The sequence below is a fragment of the Teichococcus coralli genome, assembly GCF_009829925.1.
Taxonomy (GTDB): Bacteria; Pseudomonadota; Alphaproteobacteria; order Acetobacterales; family Acetobacteraceae; genus Pseudoroseomonas; species Pseudoroseomonas coralli.
Map to the genome: position 1 here is coordinate 1 of NZ_SNVJ01000015.1, position 16,588 is coordinate 16,588.

General features: G+C 69.3%; 14 protein-coding genes. 9 read left to right on the top strand and 5 right to left on the bottom strand.

The annotated features are described in order from the left end of the window. The 9 genes from infB to E0493_RS15865 form a co-directional block, all read left to right on the top strand. Nucleotides 1-2,080: translation initiation factor IF-2 (gene infB / locus E0493_RS15825; protein WP_235913821.1), on the top strand; the 2,080-nt coding region annotated here is incomplete at its 5' end. Nucleotides 2,081-2,186: 106 nt separating this feature from the next. Next, nucleotides 2,187-2,603: a 30S ribosome-binding factor RbfA gene (gene rbfA / locus E0493_RS15830; RefSeq protein ID WP_160938215.1), complete on the top strand. Its 417-nt coding sequence runs from the start codon at nt 2,187-2,189 to the stop codon at nt 2,601-2,603. A gap of 50 nt (nt 2,604-2,653) precedes the next feature. After that, nucleotides 2,654-2,989: an acyl-CoA thioesterase gene (locus tag E0493_RS15835; RefSeq protein WP_160938305.1), complete on the top strand. Its 336-nt coding sequence runs from the start codon at nt 2,654-2,656 to the stop codon at nt 2,987-2,989. Nucleotides 2,990-3,169: 180 nt separating this feature from the next. Next, a complete protein-coding gene (gene truB / locus E0493_RS15840) occupies nt 3,170-4,162 on the top strand; it encodes a tRNA pseudouridine(55) synthase TruB (protein WP_160938216.1) in 993 nt (330 codons plus the stop codon). Between the two features lie 13 nt (nt 4,163-4,175). Next, a complete protein-coding gene (rpsO, locus tag E0493_RS15845) occupies nt 4,176-4,448 on the top strand; it encodes a 30S ribosomal protein S15 (protein ID WP_160938217.1) in 273 nt (90 codons plus the stop codon). A gap of 361 nt (nt 4,449-4,809) precedes the next feature. Then, entirely contained in the window at nt 4,810-5,859 is a 1,050-nt protein-coding gene (locus E0493_RS15850) for an amino acid ABC transporter substrate-binding protein (protein WP_160938218.1), read from the top strand. Between the two features lie 121 nt (nt 5,860-5,980). Next, the gene (locus tag E0493_RS15855; RefSeq protein ID WP_160938219.1) at nt 5,981-7,183 is read left to right on the top strand and encodes an amino acid ABC transporter permease; all 1,203 of its coding nucleotides are present in this window, start codon (nt 5,981-5,983) and stop codon (nt 7,181-7,183) included. A 219-nt stretch (nt 7,184-7,402) separates the two neighbouring features. After that, a complete protein-coding gene (locus E0493_RS15860) occupies nt 7,403-8,557 on the top strand; it encodes an amino acid ABC transporter permease (protein WP_160938220.1) in 1,155 nt (384 codons plus the stop codon). A 46-nt stretch (nt 8,558-8,603) separates the two neighbouring features. Continuing rightward, entirely contained in the window at nt 8,604-9,407 is an 804-nt protein-coding gene (locus E0493_RS15865; protein WP_160938221.1) for an amino acid ABC transporter ATP-binding protein, read from the top strand. Nucleotides 9,408-9,538: 131 nt separating this feature from the next. On the opposite strand, the gene E0493_RS15870 is transcribed toward E0493_RS15865, so the two are convergent. From E0493_RS15870 to E0493_RS15890, 5 genes are all read right to left on the bottom strand, one after another. Beyond that, nucleotides 9,539-10,105, bottom strand: a complete 567-nt coding sequence (locus E0493_RS15870) for a DUF1643 domain-containing protein (RefSeq protein WP_160938222.1) — start codon at nt 10,103-10,105, stop codon at nt 9,539-9,541. 192 nt (nt 10,106-10,297) lie between these two features. Beyond that, a complete protein-coding gene (gene prfB, locus E0493_RS15875) occupies nt 10,298-11,428 on the bottom strand; it encodes a peptide chain release factor 2 (protein WP_160938223.1) in 1,131 nt (376 codons plus the stop codon). Between the two features lie 204 nt (nt 11,429-11,632). Beyond that, nucleotides 11,633-12,580 (bottom strand): hypothetical protein, encoded by a 948-nt coding sequence (locus E0493_RS15880; RefSeq protein WP_160938224.1) that lies wholly within the window; start codon nt 12,578-12,580, stop codon nt 11,633-11,635. Between the two features lie 283 nt (nt 12,581-12,863). Then, the gene (locus tag E0493_RS15885; protein WP_160938225.1) at nt 12,864-15,452 is read right to left on the bottom strand and encodes a penicillin-binding protein 1A; all 2,589 of its coding nucleotides are present in this window, start codon (nt 15,450-15,452) and stop codon (nt 12,864-12,866) included. A 219-nt stretch (nt 15,453-15,671) separates the two neighbouring features. Then, the gene (locus E0493_RS15890) at nt 15,672-16,526 is read right to left on the bottom strand and encodes a VOC family protein (RefSeq protein WP_160938226.1); all 855 of its coding nucleotides are present in this window, start codon (nt 16,524-16,526) and stop codon (nt 15,672-15,674) included. Nucleotides 16,527-16,588 lie beyond the last annotated feature (62 nt).

Consider the following 16,588-nt stretch of genomic DNA (forward strand, 5'->3'; position numbering starts at 1 on the left):
GCGCCGTCCGGCCGGCCCGGGCGCCGCCACGCCGGGTGCCGCCGCGCCGCGCCTGACGCTGCGTGGCCGCGAGGAGGAGGACGAGCGCCCGAGCCCGGCCCGCCGCCCCGGCCTGCCCGCCGCCGCGAAGAAGCCTGCGGCCCCGCCGCCGAAGAAGAGCACGCTGGGTGGCGAGCGCCGGCGCGAGGGCAAGATCGACGTCGCCGCCGCGCTGGAGGGCGAGGACGAGCGCAGCCGCTCCATGGCCTCCGTCCGCCGTGCCCGCGAGCGCGAGCGGCGGCAGCAGGAGCTGCAGCGCCTCCGTTCCGAGGGCGTGAAGGTGGTGCGCGAGGTCGTTGTCCCCGAGGCGATCACCGTGCAGGAGCTGGCGAACCGCATGGCCGCGCGTGGCGGCGAGGTGGTGAAGGCCCTGTTCCGCATGGGCGTCATGGCGACGCTGACGCAGACGATCGACGCCGACACCGCCGAGCTGGTGGTGAACGAGTTCGGACACCGCGTGAAGCGCGTCTCCGAATCCGACGTCGAGCTGGGCCTGGAAGGCGCGGTGGACGCGGAGGCGGACCTGCTGCCGCGCCCGCCGGTCGTCACCATCATGGGCCACGTCGACCACGGCAAGACCAGCCTGCTGGACGCGCTGCGCAAGACCGACGTGGCGGCGCGCGAGGCGGGTGGCATCACCCAGCACATCGGCGCCTACCAGGTGACGGTGGAGGGCGGCCAGAAGATCACCTTCATCGACACCCCGGGCCACGAGGCCTTCACCGCCATGCGCGCCCGTGGCGCCAGCGTGACGGACATGGTGGTGCTGGTGGTGGCCGCCGATGACGGCGTGATGCCGCAGACGATCGAGGCGATCCACCACGCGAAGGCGGCCGGCGTGCCGCTGATCGTGGCGGTCAACAAGATCGACAAGCCGGGCGTCAACCTTGACCGCGTGCGCAACGAGCTGCTGCAGCACGAAGTGGTGGTGGAGTCCCTGGGTGGCGACACGCAGGAGATCCAGGTTTCGGCGACCAAGGCGATGAACCTCGAGAAGCTGCTCGAGGCCATCGTGCTGCAGGCCGAGGTGCTGGACCTGCGGGCCAACCCGGGCCGCGGCGCCGAGGGCACCGTGATCGAGTCGAAGCTCGACAAGGGTCGCGGCGCGGTGGCCACGGTGCTGGTCCAGAAGGGCACGCTGCACCAGGGCGACATGGTGGTGGTCGGCGCCGAGTGGGGCCGGGTGCGCGCCATGCTCGACGACAAGGGCCGCCAGCTGAAGGAGGCCGGGCCGAGCCTGCCGGTCGAGATCCTCGGCCTGTCCGGCGTGCCGGCGGCCGGCGAGCCGCTCACCGCCGTCGAGGACGAGGGCCGGGCGCGCGAGATCAGCGAGTTCCGCCAGCGCAAGCTGCGGGACAAGCAGGCCGCCGCCGCCGGCGCCGCCCGCGGCACGCTGGCCGACATGATGGCGCGCATCCAGGCGGGCGAGCAGAAGGAGGTCGCCGTCGTCGTGAAGGCCGACGTCCAGGGCTCGGCCGAGGCGCTGGGCGTCACCCTGGCGAAGCTGTCGCGCGACGAGGTCAAGGTCCGGGTGCTGCACAGCGCCGTCGGCCAGATCACCGAGAGCGACATCCAGCTCGCCAAGGCGTCCAATGCCATCGTGGTGGCCTTCAACGTCCGTGCGACGGGGCAGGCGCGCGAGATGGCGCAGCGGGACGGCGTGGACATCCGCTACTACTCGATCATCTACGAGGTGGCGGATGACGTGGAGAAGCTGGTGCGTGGCAAGCTCGCCCCGATCCAGCGCGAGAAGTTCCTGGGCTACGCGCAGATCCTCGAGGTCTTCGAGGTCAAGCGCCTGGGCAACATCGCCGGCTGCCGCGTCACCGAGGGTGTGGTCCGCCGTGGCTGCGGCGTCCGCCTGCTGCGCGATGGCGTGGTCATCCACCAGGGCGAGCTGGCGACGCTCCGCCGCTTCAAGGACGACGTGAAGGAAGTCACGAACGGCTACGAGTGCGGCATGAGCTTCGCCAACTACGACGCCATCAAGGTCGGCGACCAGATCGAGTGCTACGAGACCGAGACCGTCGCCGCGGTCTGATGCCCGCGGTCGGGCTTCAAGGCCCGGCCGCCAACTGACAGAAAAAAGAAGAGGGTCCGGGAGAATTCATTCTCCCGGCCTTTTCGTCGTTTGAAGAGTTTCCGCCATGGCCAAGAAGCTTGCCACCCCCGGCGCCCCCAGCCAGCGTATGCTCCGCGTGGCGGAGGAGGTGCGGCATGCGCTTTCCGCCGTCTTCCTGCGCGGCGAGTTGCACGACCCCGACCTGGATGGGCGGCACATCACGGTCACCGAGGTGCGGGCGTCTCCCGACCTCAAGCACATGACCTGCTTCGTCGCCGCGCTGGGCCGGGCGGTGACGCCGGAGGAGCTGAAAGGCCTGAAGCGGGTGCAGCCTTTCCTGCGCACGCAGGTCGCTCGCGCGGTGCGGCTGAAGTTCGCGCCGGAGTTGCATTTCCAGCCCGACACGGCGCTGGACTACGCGATGAAGATCGACGCCGTGCTGCGTCGTCCCGAGGTGCAGCAGGATCTCGGCCCGCGCGGCGAGGAGGACGAAACGCCTTGAGCGATCGCGCGACGCCGCCCGACAGCGCGCCGGTGATCCGCACCATCGCCATGCCGGCGGACACCAACCCGGCGGGCGACATCTTCGGCGGCTGGCTGATGGCGCAAATGGACCTAGCGGCCGGCAATGCCGCCGCCCGCCGGGCGCGCGGCCGCTGCGCCACCGTGGCGGTGGAGGCGATGAGCTTCCTTTCCCCGGTGCGGGTGGGCGACGAGGTCAGCCTCTATGCCGAGATCCTCGCCTCTGGCCGCACCTCGCTGCGCATCCGCGTCGAGGCCTGGCGCCGGGAGCGCGAGGGCGAGCACACCAACCGGGTGACGGAAGCGGTCTTCACCTTTGTGGCGCTGGATGCCACCGGACGGCCGCGCCCGCTGCCGGCGGCGTAGAAGGCCGGGGGAATGAATTCCCCCGGACCCCCATCTTTTTTCTGGCCGTTTGCGCGCGGGCAGCGGGGGTAGTATCCCCCAGCCCCCGAATGGAAGGTCCAGGAAACTCAGTTTCCTGGCGGGAGAGCGCGAGAGGGCGGAGCCCTCTCGCAGACACGCCCAATCTGCAAAAGAGATCTCATGCCTCGCCCCTACCGCAAACCGAAGGGCCGCCCGCTGGATGGCTGGCTGATCGTGGACAAGCCTTCGGGCATCGGCTCGACCGATGTGGTGAACAAGCTGAAGCGTGCCTTCCAGGCGCAGAAGGTGGGCCATGGCGGCACGCTGGACCCGCTGGCAACGGGCGTGCTGCCGCTGGCCTTCGGTGCGGCGACCAAGATGGTGCCCTACGTCATGGACGGCACCAAGACCTACCGCTTCACGCTGAAGTTCGGCGAGGCGCGCGACACCGACGACGCCGACGGCCAGGTGATCGCCACCTCGGAGGCGCGCCCAACGGACGAGGCGATCCGCGCCGCGCTGCCCGCCTTCGTCGGCGACATTCTGCAGGTGCCGCCGATCTACTCCGCCATCAAGGTGAACGGCGCGCGCGCCTATGACCTGGCGCGGGACGGCCAGCTTCCCGAGCTGGCGCCACGCCCGGCGCGGGTGGACCGCTTCGAGCTGGAGAGCCGTCCCGACGCGGACACCGCCATCTTCTTCGTGCAGTCCGGCAAGGGCGTCTACATGCGCTCCCTGGCACGGGACATCGCCCGGGCGGTGGGCGCGGTCGGCCATATCGCGACCCTGCGGCGGATGCGCGTCGGCCCCTTCCTGGAAGAGGCCGCGATTCCGCTGGACAAGCTGGTCGGATCGGAGGATATCCCGCCTCCTTCCCCGGATCTTCTGCTTCCCGTGACGACCGCGCTGGCCGACATCCCGGCACTGGCCCTCACGGAAGCCGAGATTGCCCGCCTTTCCTTCGGCCAGGCCATTTCCCTGGTCGAGCTGATGGGGCGGATCCCGGGCGACGCCAGCCCCGATGGCGGGTTGGTGCGCGCCATGGCGGGGGAGCGCCTGAAGGGCCTTGCCAGGCTCGAATCCGGTCTTCTCAAGCCGGAGCGCTGGCTTGGCCCGGGTGAAAACACCTTCGTCGCCACGTCGCCTGCGGGCGCGGACGGCGACCCAGAATGAAAGGCTGACGCCGATGTCGAGCATCACCGTCGAGCGCCGCGCGGAGCTGATCCAGCAATACGCCACCAAGGCCGGCGACACGGGGAGCCCGGAAGTGCAGGTGGCCCTGCTCTCCGAGCGCATCTCCTCCCTCACCGAGCACCTGAAGACCCACCCCAAGGACTTCCACAGCCGGCGTGGCCTGCTGGTGCTGGTCGGCCAGCGCCGTGGCCTGCTGGATTACCTGAAGCGCAAGAACCAGGGCCGCTATGCGTCCCTGATCGAGCGCCTCGGCCTGCGCCGCTGATCCTGCCCGCCGGGGGAAGCGCATTCCCCCGGCTCCGGCCGGCGGCCGTTCCTGCCTTGTGCGCCACGGTCCGTCGCCCGCCCGCGTCTGCGGCAGCGCCTCCGCTTCTTGCCGCCCCCACTCCCCATTCCGCAGGTGCAAGCCATGCCAATCTATGGCACACGGTTTGCTTACCAAGCGATGATGCATCGCTCCCGCGGGAGAAATCGATGCGCCACGATTGCACCGATCCTCCTGTACGGTTAACGGGCAAAAGGCAGGCCTTTGCAGGGCTGCCCTGCTCCTGGCGCAGAGCCGCCAGTCCACGGGAGGAGCCGCCGGCCTCAAGCCGGATGGCGCACAGAGAGGGAGTGAGAGACTGATGAAGCCCATGCGGCTTGCTACCCTGCGCACACTCGGCTTGGCCGCCCTGGCCGCCGCCATGGCGGTGCCCGCCCTGGCGCAACAACAGCCCGCGCAACAGAACGCGGCAACGATGGATGCGATCAAGTCCCGTGGCACGCTGAGCTGTGGCGTGAACACCGGCCTGGCCGGTTTCGCCCAGCCGGATAGCCAGGGCCGCTGGACCGGCTTCGACGTGGATTATTGCCGCGCCGTCGCGGTCGCGCTGTTCAACGACGCCAACAAGGTCCGTTACGTGCCGCTCACGGCGCAGAACCGCTTCACGGCGCTGCAGTCCGGCGAGATCGACATGATGGCGCGCAACACCACCATGACGCTGTCGCGCGACACCTCGCTCGGCCTCGATTTCCCGGCCATCAACTTCTACGACGGCCAGGGCTTCATGGTGAAGGCCAGCCTCGGCTTGAAGTCGGCCAAGGAGCTGAACGGCGCCACCATCTGCGTGCAGCCCGGCACCACCACCGAGCAGAACCTGACGGACTGGGCCCGCAGCAACAACGTCCAGTTCAACCCCGTGGTGATCGAGCGGGTCGAGGAGGTCGTCGGCGCCTATACCTCCGGCCGCTGCGACGCCTATACCACCGACGTCTCCGGCCTGGCCGCCACCCGCTCGGCGCAGCCGAACCCGAACGAGCACCAGATCCTGCCCGAGGTGATCAGCAAGGAGCCGCTGGGCCCGGCCGTGCGCCATGGCGACCAGCGCTGGGCCGACCTGGTGCGCTGGACCCATAACGCGCTGCTGACCGCCGAGGAGCTCGGCATCACCAGCAAGAACGTGGAGCAGGCGGCCGCCAGCGACAGCCGGCCCGAGGCGCAGCGCCTGCTCGGCAAGACCGGCGGCCTGGGCGAGATGCTCGGTGTGGACAACCAGTGGGCCGTCCGCATCATTAAGGCCGTCGGCAACTATGGCGAGATGTTCGACCGCCACCTGAAGCCGCTCGGCATCCAGCGCGGCCCGAACGCGCTCTGGACGCAGGGTGGCCTGCAGTACTCCCCGCCCTTCCGGTAAGCCGCGGGCCGAGTGACCGTGGGGCCGGCATGCCGGCCCCGCACCCCCTCTCCCCGCCGAGCGGCGCAGAAGACGTCGTGGCGGGGCGGAGCCTGGTGGAAAACAAGAACGGGGCTTCAACATGTCTGATACCGCCGCCGATCCCAGGCTGCTGCGCGCACCGCCGAAGCGCGGTATCCGCCTTTCCTGGGCCGATGAACGGCTGCGCGCGATCGTCTGGCAGGTGCTGGTGCTGGGCATTGTGGGCGGCATCGTCTGGTGGCTCGTGGGCAATACCCGGCACAACCTGGAAGTGCGGCGCATCGCCACCGGCTGGGATTTCCTCTCGCGCGAGGCGGGGCTGCCGATCGCCGAGCACGTGATTTCCTACAGCCCCACCAACACCTATGCCCGCGCCCTGCTCATCGGCGTGCTGAACACGCTGAAGGTGGCGGTGGTGGGCATCATCCTCGCCACCCTCATCGGCACGCTGGTCGGCATTGCCCGGCTTTCGAAGAACTGGCTGCTTTCCCGCTTGGCCGCCGCCTATATCGAACTGATCCGTGACGTGCCGCTGCTGCTGCAACTGCTGTTCTGGTACACGCTGCTGCAGGCGCTGCCTTCGCCGCGGCAGGCGCTGCATCCGCTGACCGGCGTCTTCCTCTCCAATCGCGGCCTGAGGCTGCCCTGGATCGAGTGGCAGGACGCGCACAGCTTCGCCCTGCTCGGCCTGGTGCTCGGCGCGGTGATCGCCTTCTTCTATGCCCGCAGCGCCCGCGCCAAGCAGATGGCCGATGGCCAGCCGCGCAAGGTCTGGCCGGTGGCGCTGGGCCTGATCGTCGGCCTGCCGGTGCTGATCTGGCTCGCGTATGGTGCGCCCTTCACGGGCGACATCCCGGCGTTGCGGGGCTTCAACTACGCCGGCGGCATGGCGGTCACGCCGGAATACTTCGCGCTGCTGCTGGGCCTCGTGACCTATACCGCCGCCTTCATCGCGGAAATCGTCCGCGCCGGTATCCAGGCCGTGGCCAAGGGGCAATGGGAGGCGGCGGAAGCGCTTGGGCTGTCGCGCGGGCTGATCATGCGCAAGATCGTGCTGCCGCAGGCGCTGCGGGTCATCATCCCGCCAATGACCAGCCAGTACCTCAACCTGACCAAGAACTCCTCCCTGGCGGTCGCCATCGGCTACCAGGACATCGTCTCGATCGCCAACACGACGCTGAACCAGACCGGTCAGGCCATCGAGGGCATCGCCATCATCATGCTTGTCTACCTGACGATCAGCCTGTCGATCAGCCTGTTCATGAACTGGTACAATGCGCGGATCGCGCTGGTGGAGCGCTGAGCCATGATCCTGAACGCAAAGGCCGGTAGCCCGCGCATTGTCGCTTCCTTCGGCGTCGCTGGCCCCAAGGCCAGCTTTGCAGCGCGGATCGCGCTGGTGGAGCGCTGAGCCATGATCCTGAACGCAAAGGCCGGTGGCCCGCGCATTGTCGCTTCCTTCGGCCTCGCTGGCCCGAGGGCCAGCTTTGCAGCGCGGATCGCGCTGGTGGAGGGCTGAGCCATGGCCGAGATCACCGCTGAAGCCACCACCCCCCGCGAGGTGCCGGAAAGCCCTGCCGCGCCACGCCGGCCGCCCATGCTGGCGGTCGGGCCCATTGCCTGGCTGCGGGCCAACCTGTTCTCCTCCTGGATTTCCACCGCCGTTACCCTGGCGCTGGCCTACCTGATCGTCCGCTGGGCCATCGGCTTCGTGGACTGGGCCTTCATCAACGCCATCTGGTCGGTTCCGGTGACGGAGCAGGGGCCGCAAACCCAGGCATGCCGCGCCCTTGACCATGCCGGCGCCTGCTGGGCCGTAATCACGGAGAAGCACCGCTTCATCCTGTTCGGCACCTATCCCTATGAGGAGCACTGGCGGCCGGCGCTCTGCATCCTGCTCTTCATCGGCCTCTACGTCGTCTCCGCCATGCGCCGCTTCTGGCGGCCGGCGCTGGGGCTGATCTGGCTGGCGACCCTGCTCCTCATCGGCGGGCTGATGTGGGGCGGCGTGTTCGGCCTGTCCTATGTGCCGCAGGAGCGCTGGGGCGGGCTGGTGATCACCCTGATCCTTTCCACCTTCGGCATCGCCCTGGCCTTCCCGCTCTCCATTCTGGTGGCGCTCGGCCGGCGCTCGCGGATGCCGGCGATCAAGCTGCTCTGCGTGCTCTACGTGGAGCTGATCCGCGGCGTGCCGCTGATCAGCCTCCTCTTCATGGCCAGCGTGATGTTTCCGCTCTTCCTCCCGGAAGGCGTCAACTTCGACAAGCTGTTGCGCGCGCAGGTGGCCATCATCCTCTTCGCCGCCGCCTACCTGGCCGAGGTGGTGCGCGGCGGCCTGCAGGCACTGCCCAAGGGCCAGTACGAGGCGGCCGACGCGCTCGGCCTCTCCTTCTGGCAAAAGACCGGCTTCATCATCCTGCCGCAGGCGCTGCGGCTGGTGATCCCGCCGCTGGTGAACACCTTCATCGGCATGTTCAAGGACACCTCGCTGGTGCTGATCATCGGCATCTTCGACCTGCTGACCGCCGGCAAGACCGCGATCATCGAGCCGGCCTGGCAGGGTTTCGGCGTCGAGGTCTACTTCGCCGTGGCCCTCATCTACTTCATCTTCTGCTTCGCCATGTCGCGCTACAGCCAGAACCTGGAGGCGGAGCTGAACCGCCACCGCGTCCGCTGAGGCCGGCCATGACCCGCAACCCTTCCTTCCACGGAGCCCACGTCGCATGAGCGCCACGACGGACATGGCGGGCCAGGAGCCGCAGATCGCCTCCGCCGCCCGCACCGATGGCCCGCCGGCCATCCTGCTGGACAAGGTGAACAAGTGGTACGGCAGCATGCACGTGCTGCGCGACATCTCGCTCAACGTCGCGCAGAGCGAGCGCGTGGTGGTCTGCGGGCCTTCGGGCTCCGGCAAGTCCACCATGATCCGCTGCATCAACCGCCTGGAGCAGCACCAGGAGGGGCGCATCGTGGTGGACGGCATGGAGCTGTCCGACGACCTGCGCAGCCTGGACGCCATCCGCCGCGAGGTCGGCATGGTGTTCCAGAGCTTCAACCTCTTCCCGCACCTGACGGTGCTGGACAACTGCACCCTGGCGCCGATCTGGGTCCGCCGCATGCCGAAGAAGGAGGCGGAGGCGCTGGCGATGGACTACCTGGAGCGGGTCAAGATTCCCGAGCAGGCGCGCAAGTATCCCGGCCAGCTTTCCGGCGGCCAGCAGCAGCGCGTGGCGATCGCCCGCGCGCTCTGCATGAAGCCCAAGATCATGCTGTTCGACGAGCCGACCTCGGCGCTCGACCCCGAGATGATCAAGGAGGTGCTCGACACCATGGTGATGCTGGCCGACACCGGCATGACCATGATCTGCGTGACCCACGAGATGGGCTTCGCCCGCCAGGTGGCCGACCGCGTGGTGTTCATGGACCGCGGCGAGATCGTCGAGGCCGGGGTGCCGGACCAGATCTTCAACGACCCCAAGACCGAGCGGCTGAAGACCTTCCTCAGCCAGATCCTGCGCGGGCACTGAAACCGCGTCGCGGGGGCGCCGCCCCCGCACCCCCGCCGGGGAGGCTGAGCCTCCCCGGGCCCCTGCATTCACCGACGGGGATCTCGGGGGGTACGGTCACCCCAGCGGGAGGGCACCGCCCTCTCGCGCCCTTAGGGCCAGGGGACCGGCTCGGTGCTTGCCGCGATGTAGAGCGGGTGCCCCGGCTCGCCGGACTGCGTCACCTTCAGCGCCATCGGCCGCACGCGCGCCGCCCCCAGCAGCTTCGCCACCGCCGCGCCACGCCCGCGCAGCGGCTTGGGCGGCAGCCCCCAGGCGACGATCACCCGCTCCGCCCGCGCCGCCCATTCGGCGATGGCGGCATCATTCCCCGGCCCGACAGGGTCATCCGCCATCAGCAGCATTTCCGGCCGGGTCGCGCGCAGGGCGAAGATGTTCAGCACCACCATGGCGCCAAAGCCCCAGCGGCGGGTGAAGTCCCGCGCCCGGCGCACGGTCGGGTCGTCCACCTGCTCGTCGGCGGTGGAGGGGTTCATCATGATCCAGGCGGCAAAGCCGGGTGCGCCGAAAGGCTTCCCGTCCCAGCGGCGCTCCAGGAAGGTTCGGTAGCGGCCGCATTCGGAGAAGGCGGCTCGGCTGACCACCTCGCCGGAGACGGCGAGCCGCACCTTGCCGCCGGGGTCGTGGCGGTCCTGCGGGCGGGGGAAGAGGTCGGTCATGATGCGTCCTGCTCAGCAAGCCTGGGGGGAGCAGGGTTCCCCCCAGACCCCCCGTCCTTTCTGCAAGTTCTCGGAACGCGCTCCGTGCGCCCTCCGTGGCCGTGCTTCAGACGGGGAACCAACGGGCAGAAAGAAGATGAGGGGATCGGACGGATACGTCCGATGGGGAGAATTCCTTCTTCCCCAGCACGTTCACCGTGCCGTCGCGCTGGCCTCGCTGCGGTGGGCGCCGACGCGGGTGGCCAGTGCCGCCGCCATGAAGTCGTCCAGCTCGCCATCCAGCACCGCGTCGGGGTTGCCCTTCTCGACGTTGGTGCGGAGGTCCTTCACCAGCTGGTAAGGCGCGAGGACATAGGACCGGATCTGGTGCCCCCAGCCGATGTCGGTCTTGCCGGCCTCGGTGGCGGCGCTGGCCTCCTCGCGCTTGCGCAGCTCCAGCTCGTAGAGGCGCGCCTTCAGCATGTCCATGGCGATGACGCGGTTGCGGTGCTGCGAGCGGTCCTGCGTCGAGGCGGCGACAATGCCGGTCGGGATATGCGTGAAGCGCACGCCCGACTCGGTCTTGTTCACGTGCTGGCCGCCGGCGCCGGAGGCGCGGAAGGTATCCGTCTTGAGGTCCGCCGGGTTGATCTCGATCTCGATCTTGTCGTCGATCACCGGAAAGACGTAGACGCTGGCGAAGGAGGTCTGCCGGCGCGCGGCGGCGTCGAAGGGCGAGATGCGCACCAGGCGGTGCACGCCGCTTTCCGTCTTCAGCCAGCCATAGGCGTTGGGCCCGCTCACCTGGATGGTGGCGGACTTGAGGCCGGCCTGCTCGCCCTCGCTTTCCTCGGTCAGCGCCACCTTGTAGCCGCGCTTCTCGGCCCAGCGCTGGTACATGCGCAGCAACATCTGCGCCCAGTCCTGCGCCTCCGTGCCACCGGCGCCGGCATTCACCTCCACGAAGCAGTCACGGTTGTCGGCCTCGCCGGAAAGCAGGCTCTCGATCTCGCGGCGCTTGGCCTCGGTGGCGTAGGCATGCAGGTCGGCCACCGCGGCATCAGCGGTCGCCGCATCGCTCTCGGCCTCGGCCAGCTCGATCAGCTCCAGCGCGTCCTGGACGTTCTGCTCCAGCGCGCGCACGCCCTCGATCTGGTCGGCCAGGCGGGTGCGCTCGCGCATCACCGCCTGCGCCTCGTCGGGCTTTTCCCAGAGGGTGGGATCTTCAGCGCGGGCATTCACCTCGTCGAGGCGGCGCAAGGCCACGTCCCAGTCGAGATGACGCCGCAGGAGGGCGATGGATTCCTCGATCTGGCCGCGCAGGGCCTCGGCATCGGCGCGCATCGTATCGTCCCTCGCTCGAAGAGGCCGGTCTGGCCGCAAAGCCCGGCCACGCGCCTCCGCGGGGGAAGGCGGGCCGCACGCGCCCCTGCGGGCGGCGGCCCCTCGGATGGCAGGGCAGGGGGCGGGGGATACTATCCCGCCGCCCCCGCTGTCCAGAGGTGGCGCCAGAAATGCGCCACCCGTCCTGCCAGCCGCCTTGCAGCCTCAGGCGATCAGAGGCTGGTCGGTGCGGCCTTCATAGTAGCCATGCTCGATGAAGTGCGCGGTCGCGGCATCGTAGTTGTTGCCCAGCCACGCCTTCAGATCCGAATAGTTGTTCAGGTACTGCTCGGCGCTGAAGTTGTCCCGCACGCGGCCTTCGTAGAAGCCATGCTCCACGAAATGGGCGGTGCCGCGCCCATAGTCGGCGCCCAGCCACTGGATGAGGTCGGGGTAGGAGGCGATGTATTCCAGCCCATTGAAGGTGCCGGCGCTCCGGCCCTCAGCAAAGCCGTGCTGGATGTAGTGGGTGGCCCCGGCTTCCCAGTTGACCCCCAGCCAGGGGATCAGGTCGTTATAGGAGGCGATGTAGCCCAGACCGTCGAAGTTGCCGGGGCCGCGCCCTTCCTCGTAGCCGTGGAAGAGGTAGTGGTAGGTGCCGTCGCCCGCCGAGGCGCCGAGCCAGGTGATCAGGTCCGGGTTGGAGGCGATGTAGGTCAACCCGTTGAAGCTGGCGGTCGAGCGGCCTTCGGCGAAGCCGTGCTCGGCATAGTGCCAGGCGCCCTGCGAGGCGTTGTCGCGGTAGACAACGAGCAGGTCCGGGTTGGACGCGATGTAGCGCAACGGGGAGAAGGACGGCAGGTTCACCGCCAGCTGCTGGTCGGCGAAGTCGAGGCGGCTGACATTGACCAGGCGGTCCACCGAACCGTCCGTGGAATCGGTCACCGTCGCGACGCCACCGGTGACAACCACCTGGTAGCGGCTGCTGACGCCGTCAAAGGCGGCCACATCAAAGCCGGGGCCGCCGTCGATGAAGTCGCTGCCCGGGCCACCGACGATGTAGTCGCCGCCGTCGCCGGCGTAGATGTCGTCGTTCTGGGGCGTCCCAACAATCGTTTCGCTGTTGTCCGTCGCCACGATTTTGTTGATTGGCGGAATATAGGGGCTGGCCATCCGCGACTCTCCGCATGAACAGGAACGGTTGAACGATAGCTCGGCAGATAAAGTTTGTGCCGATTCGAAGTTGGCGTTCCATCTCACTTTCCGTTCATGAGTTTTTGGCAAGCCGGCTCAGGCGTTCGCTTTCCGTCCATGAATTGGGGCGGATTCTCCGGTTTTTCCCGAGCCACCCCAAACCAGAGGCCGTGCAAAACAACAACTGCACCACCTCAGGTGGCGCAGCCGCTGTGGAATACCTCTTTTAAGGAGAGGGGCCTTCCCCCCCGGAACCAACGGCTCAGTAGAGGCCGCCGAGTCCGCTGTCCGCTCCGGCCGGCGTGTCCGTGACCATCTCGCCGGTGCCGATTGGCGGCCTCGCGGCGTTCTCGGTGCCGGGCCTGAAGGGCTCCAGGATGGTCTGGCCATTGTCGAGCTGGGTGCGCACCAGCGCCACGCCCGGCGGCGCGCGGAATGGCACCGGCGGGCTGTCCTTCAACGCCGAGGCCACCACGTCATGGAAGATCGGCGCCGCGTTGGTGCCGCCCGTCTCGTTGCGGCCCAGGGAGCGGGGGTCGTCGAAGCCGACCCAGACCGCGACCACGATGTCCGGCGTGAAGCCGACGAACCAGTTGTCCATGTAGTCGTTGGTGGTGCCGGTCTTGCCAGCCACCGGGCGGTCCAGCCCGGCCCCGGCGCGGGTGCCGGTGCCGTACTGCACCGCCCCCTGCAGCAGGGAGACCATCTGGTAGGCGGCGATCGGGTCGGCGATCTGCTTGCGCTCGTCGGTCAGATGCGGCGGCTCGGCGTTCGGGCCACTGCTGCAGGCGTCGCAGCGGCGGCTGTCGGCGCGCCAGACGACGTTGCCGAAGCGATCCTGCACCGTGTCGATCAGCGTCGGCATCACCTCCTTGCCGCCGTTGACAAAGGAGGCATAGGCCGCGGCCATGCGCATCACCGTCGTCTCGCCGGCGCCGAGCGCCATGGAGAGGACATGCGGCATGTTGGGGATGACGTGGAAGCGGGCCGCCGTCTCGGCCACCCGGTCGATGCCCACCTCCTGCGCCAGACGGACGGTGACGAGGTTCAGCGACTTCTGCAGCGCCGTCCGCATCGTCACCCAGCCGTTGTAGTTGCCCTCATAGTTGCCCGGCTTCCAGATGCCCTGCGGCGTCTGGATCTCGATCGGCCCGTCCAGCAGCTTCTGGTTGGGCGGGATCCCCAGCTCCAGCGCCGGCAGGTAGACGAAGGGCTTGAAGGAGGAGCCGGGCTGGCGCAGCGCCTGGGTCGCGCGGTTGAACCAGGACTTCTCGAAGGAGAAGCCGCCCGCCATGGAGAGCACGCGTCCCGTGGCCGGATCGAGCGCAACGACGGCGCCCTCCACCTGCGGGATCTGCCGCAGCGCGAGCTGCGGTGGGCGGGCCGCGCTGCGGCCCTGGGCAGGCGCACCCGCGCGGGGCTCCACCAGCACCACGTCGCCGGGGCTCAGCACGTCCTGCATGCGGCGCGGCGCGGCGCCAGGCCGGCCATCCCTGGCAGCCGGCCGGGCCCAGCCCTGCACTGCCGAGAAGGGCAGCGTGCCCTGGCGCGGCTGCGCCTGAGCGCGGCCGTCGGGGTGCTCCAGCCAGGCCAGCTTCGCCTCGGAACTCTCCACGCCGAGCACCACGGCAAGCTGCCACTCCGCCGGCGCGCCGGCGGGGCGCGTGACGCCCTCCAGCGCCGGCATCCATTCCGTGGCGGCGGTGGAAATGCTGGCCACCGGCCCTCGCCAGCCGCCGCGGCGGCGGTCATAGGCCATCAGCCCGTCGCGCAGCGCCTGCTCGGTCGCGGTCTGCAGGTCCGGCTCCATGCTGGTGCGGACCACGAGGCCGCCCATGGTGGTCTGGTCCTGCCCGAAGCGGGCGACCAGCTCGCGCCGCACCTCCTCGGTGAAGTACTGGCCGGTGGCCAGCAGGTCCGGCCGGGCGCGGCCGCGCGCGACGATCGGCTCCTGCTTGGCCGCATCCGCCTCCGCCTGGGTGATCGCGCCGTCCTCGGCCATGCGGTCGAGCACCCAGTTGCGCCGGGCCCTGGCCGCCTCGGGGAAGCGGTTCGGATTGTAGTTGTTGGGCGCCTTGGGCAGGGCGCCAAGGAAGGCCATCTCGCCCAGCGTCAGCTCGTCGAGGCCCTTGTTGAAGTAGTTCATCGCCGCCGAGGCGACGCCATAGGCCTGCTGCCCCAGAAAGATCTCGTTGAGGTAGATCTCCAGGATGCGGTCCTTCGGCATGGCCGATTCCAGCCGGAAGGCCAGGATCGCCTCGCGCACCTTGCGCATGATGGTGCGGTCGTTGCCCACCAGCATGTTCTTGGCGACCTGCTGGGTGATGGTGGAAGCGCCGAGCGCCCGCCGCCCGGTGAACAGGCCTTCCACGTTCATCAGCGCCGCGCGTCCGATGGCCAGAAAATCCACGCCATGATGGGTCCAGAAGTTCTGGTCCTCGGCGGCCACAAAGGCGGCCTGCAGGCGCGGCGGAATGGCGCCGACCGGCACGAAGACGCGCCGCTCCATCGCCAGTTCCGACATCAGCCGGGAGTCGGCGGCGTAGATGCGGCTCATCTGCGGCGGCTGGTAGTCGGCCAGCCAGGCATGCTCCGGCAGGTCCGCCACGGCTTCGCGGTAGACGCCATAGGCGCCGATGCCGCCAACCGCGGCGGCGCCCAGCACCAGGATCAGCCCGAGGCTGGCCAGCCGCACCACCCAGCGGCCCGCACCGCGCCCGCCGCCGCCTTTCCGGCGCGGCCGGCGGGGCGGGCGAGGGGGCTTGCCAGGTGGCGCGACATCCGGCTGGGCAGGAGCAGTGGCGCGTTCACCCACCAGGGGACGGTCGGCGCGGAGTTCGTTCGGTGCCATGTCGGGCTTCCCTTACACCTTCGGGCCGCAGGGCGCGAAGCGCCGAGTGGGCATGGCCGGCAGATAAGGAAGCTTGGCCTTTCGCACCAGCGAGGAAACCGACTGAAACAAGGCCGGGGAAAAAGAAACCCCCGGCCCCCATCTTTCTTCTGTCAGCCCAGGCAGCGCCGGATTCCGAGCAGAAAGAAGGGGGTCGGGGGAATTCCTTTCCCGACCTTTTCAAGTCTCGGCCTGGATCAGCGCCACAAGGTTCCCGGAGGGATCGGTCGCCTTCCCGTTCGGCAGGGCCGCCGCCGCGCGTTGAAAGGCGGCTTCGCTCGCCGCCCGCAGCGTGAGGGCGGCGAGTCCGGCAAGCCCCGCTGGCCGGGTGCCGCTGCTGCCCCAGGTGTTGATCGCGACATGGTGGTGATAGCCGCCGCTGGCCAGGAAGCTGGCATGCGGCATGCGCTGCATCACCTCGAGTCCGAGGCCACGATAGAAGGCTTCCGTGGCAGCGAGGTCGCCAGCGCGCAGGTGCACATGGCCAATGCGGGTGGCGCGCGGCGCCGGGTCCGCCGCCGTCGTGGCGGCGAGCAGGTCCTGCAGGTCGAGCCGCCGCGTCACCATGGCCACCCCTTGCGCCAGGGCAGGCGGGTGTGGCCAGAGGGGGCGTGGCCAGAGGGCGCGCGGCCTGTCGGCATAGACCTCGATGCCGTTGCCTTCCGGGTCGGAAAGGTAGAGCGCCTCGCTGACACCGTGGTCCGAGGCGCCGTCAAGCCGGATGCCGAGCGCCAGCGCATGGCGCAGCCAGCCCGCCAGCGCGGCACGGTCCGGCATCAGGAAGGCGGTGTGGAACAGGCCGGGCTCGTCGCCGCGCTCCGGGCGTGCGTCCGGCGCGGCCAGCAGGCGCAGCGTGGCGCCGGCAAGGTCGAAGCGCAGCCCGGCACCTTCCGGCACCGGCTCCAGGCCCAGCAGCGTCGCGTAGAATCCCGCAAGCCGAGGCAGGTCGCGCGCCGCCAGCGTCACGCCGCCGATGGTGAGCGGCGCCGCTTCGGGCGGCAGCTCGGCCAGGTGTGATGGAAGAATGTCAGGCATGGCGGGCCTCCAGGTCTCCCACCTCATCTGGGCCTGCCGGTTCCGGACGGGAAATCCCATGC